A 1,831-nucleotide genomic window follows, 5' to 3' on the forward strand; every position below is an offset into this window, starting at 1 on the left:
AGATCGCCTTTAGCGAAGGTAAATACTGGTTTGGAACTGGCTGAAGTTTGCCCGAATCCACCGACATAAATCCGTTCGCCAGCTTCGACGCGATCGGAATTAGCGACTAGTGTAGCAACTGGATAGTTATTATTAGTTATAAAGCTCACTAGCGCCAAATCGATACTATTTGGAAACGCTTTGACTTGAGAAACTTGATAGCGGCGATTGTCTGGCGTGACTATTTCACAGGCACTATTCCTGACACTCTGCGCTAATGTTAGTACTGTATATGTATTGCGATCTTTTCGCACGATCGTCCCGGAGCCTCGATCGCAGCGATCGATACTAACGGTAGATCGATTGGCAATCTGCTGAATTTCTGGCGGTGACAGAGCTGTACTCGGCAAAGCATAAGTGACTAGAGCGGTGGTACCAAACAGCGCAATCGGCAATAGATAATTTTTCATCTTCAGCACATCGAGATCCACTTTTTAAGAATCCTAACACTAGATCTAAGTTCCAAAGCTTGAGCCGAACGGCTGGTTTTAGTTCGAGCTGACAAATGAAGTGAATTTCTGCCTTTAATTCAGCCACTATTGAGAGGATGTCTGAGAAGTCTAATTGCTGCGTTTTCAGATCCAAATCCCCCAACCCCCTTAAAAAGCTTGCTCTTAAAGTCCCCCTTTTTAAGGGGGATTTAGATCTGCGATTCAAACTGAAAAGCCTTTTCAGACACCCTCTGAGATCCTTCCATCCTCCATCTCCCACCTCCCATCTCTTTCCAAAACAATCTGACTAAATGTGAACTCATATGAAGCTGGTGGGTAATATAAGTGCATCGAACTAAATTCCCCAAATCTGCATTATGTCCGGAACTATCATTGATGCGATCGATCGCTTGATGCCCCTCATCATCCATTCAACTTGTCTCAAATCCAAGCTCTGGGATTCGCCGCATGAAGAGTTACCCTTACGGGATTATGCACTGAGCTGGGTAATCGTCGATCGCCATCCCCAAGGGAAAGTTGCCTATCAGAATGTCACGCCTGAAATGGTAGAGGTATGGGAAGCTGAAGGGATCGATTGGCAACAACGAGCAGTCATCAATCTCAAGGTAGCGTCCCAAGAACTATGGACGCATCAAAAGCTCCGTAAAGATGGTAGCGTTGTCTGGGCGATTATGATGCACAATGATGGGTTTGGCTCCTCACGAATCTTGCTCTCGCCTTATCTGGATAAATACTTTCCCGATGGCTATTATGTGGCTATTCCCGATCGCAGTATCGGGATTATTATCCCCCGCGATTTGTCGATCGGAGAAATGCAGGAAACTCAAGATTTACTGGAGTCTTGGTACGATACCGCTTCTGCACCGATGAGTCCTCATTTATTTGCGCCTGACGATCTAGTTCCCGAACATTACCAATGGAATTAAGAGGCTATTTAGAAAGTTTTATTTGCTACGATCGTAGATCTAAATCCCCCAAACCCCCTTAAAAAGCGACCCAAATCACGCGGAGGTTCCCGACCCATGTGTTTGGGTCAGCGATTCGCGAGACGTAGGGTTCCCCGAGGGTTTAGCGAATCAAGACAAGACAGCGGATGCAACCACGCGGAGGTTTCCGACCCATGGCTTGCACCAAGCAGGGGGATAAGATCCGGTCAATGTCCCCCTTTTTAAGGGGGATTTAGCGGATGCAATCACGCGGAGGTTCCCGACCCATGGCTTGCACCAGCGGCTCGCGCTCCTCGGGTTCCCCGAGGTTTTAGCGAGACAAGACAAGCTGCGGCGTTTTTATGTCTTGGGTTCCCCCCGAATAAAAAAACGACAAGACAGGGGGATTTCTAG

The 1,831-nt window shown here is 47.4% G+C and carries 2 protein-coding genes; one reads left to right on the top strand and one right to left on the bottom strand.

The window, feature by feature from the left end; all coding sequences use genetic code 11:
- Nucleotides 1-449: trypsin-like peptidase domain-containing protein (locus tag RMO35_RS01955; protein WP_309738184.1), on the bottom strand; the 449-nt coding region annotated here is incomplete at its 3' end.
- A gap of 398 nt (nt 450-847) precedes the next feature.
- Here RMO35_RS01955 and RMO35_RS01960 point away from each other — a divergent pair.
- Nucleotides 848-1,417: a hypothetical protein gene (locus RMO35_RS01960; RefSeq protein ID WP_309738187.1), complete on the top strand. Its 570-nt coding sequence runs from the start codon at nt 848-850 to the stop codon at nt 1,415-1,417.
- Nucleotides 1,418-1,831 lie beyond the last annotated feature (414 nt).

This window comes from Chamaesiphon sp. OTE_20_metabat_361 (genome assembly GCF_031364565.1).

Coding starts and splice junctions, on each gene's coding strand:
- RMO35_RS01960 (WP_309738187.1), top strand. CDS start 848: ATGTCCGGAACTATCATTGATGCGATCGATCGCTTGATGCCCCTCATC.